This window comes from Kitasatospora sp. NPDC008050 (assembly GCF_042957465.1).
Classification (GTDB): Bacteria; Actinomycetota; Actinomycetes; order Streptomycetales; family Streptomycetaceae; genus Kitasatospora.
In genome coordinates, this window is sequence record NZ_JBIBIJ010000076.1 from 1 (window position 1) to 1,195 (window position 1,195).

Genomic DNA, 1,195 nt, shown 5'->3' on the forward strand with positions numbered 1-1,195 from the left:
AGTCCGGTGCGGTTGCGGGAGGCGGTGGGGCCGATGATGGTGGGGATGGTGACGGTGGCGTGGTCGATGGTGCCGCCGTCGCCGGTGTAGGCGTCGGTCTCGAAGACCTGCCCGAGTAGGGCGTTGGTGTCCTGGGCGGTGTGGGCGCCGTCGGTGGAGGTCAGGGTGACGGTCGAACCGCCGGTTCCGGTGGGCGTGTTGTTGGACATGCCGCGGAAGTAGCTGGTCTTGTTCAGGGTCAGCTGGTCGTTGACCTTGGCGCCGTTGGTGGTGTGGAAGACGGTGGTGTCACCGGTGCGGGTCTCCACCGTGGCGTAGCCGCGGAACTGCCCGTAGGTGCGGTTGGCGGGTTTGACGAGTTCGTTGTCGTCGTAGTGCCAGCCCGCGCCGCCGTCGTAGGCGTAGGTGGTGAGCAGCTCGGGGTAGGTGCCGTCCTGGTTGGTCTCGTGCAGGTCCTGGGTCAGGACGGAGTGCACGGTGTACTTGTGGAACCAGTCGGCCTGCGGGCTGGTGGCGCCGGGCGGTGTCCACAGCACCGGGAAGCAGGGCAGGGTGTTGGTGGAGGGGTCCGTGGGCACGTTGGCCGGTGTGCACTGGGTGGGGTTGTAGGTGACGGTGACGCGTGCGCCGGTCTCGGTGGTGATGTTCTGGATCCGGTCGTGGTACATCACCGGCTGGTTGGCGATCGTGCCGACCCGGTTGGCCAGTTGGGCCGGCGGGTCGAAGCTCGTCACCGGGGTCGACACCGATCCGGAGGCGCCGGCGCCGGTGTCCAGGCCGGTGTGCTGCACGCTGTCCAGCCACAGGGTCGGCGCGTGGTCACCGCCGTCGGGGAACGAGTGCACGAAGTCGTAGCGGTCGACCTGCTGGGTCGCCCCGTTGACCTGGATCTGGGTGGTGATGCTGTTCAGCTGTTTGCGCGACCAGAAGGTCGGGCCGTGGGTGGTGCAGGAGGCGCCCTGCGCGCAGTTCTGGTCGATCGGCACATCCGGCCACCAGGAGGCGTTCGCCGTGGTGAAGTGCGTGTCGTCGCAGGTCGCACCGGAGGGCAGGCAGCGCTCGCCCACGGTGAAGACGATCTGCTCCGGCGCGGTACCCGCATACACCGTCGAGGCGGTCATGCCGTAGTCGATCCGCGTCAGCGTGCCGCCGCGCGTGTAGGCCACGCCGGTGTTCTGCGCGTTCGCCCCGTAGT

General features: G+C 68.5%; 1 pseudogene. It reads right to left on the reverse strand.

The window, feature by feature from the left end:
- Nucleotides 1–1,166 (reverse strand): annotated as a pseudogene (locus ACFZB9_RS36935) (hypothetical protein); the annotation flags it as partial.
- Nucleotides 1,167–1,195: the final 29 nt, after the last annotated feature.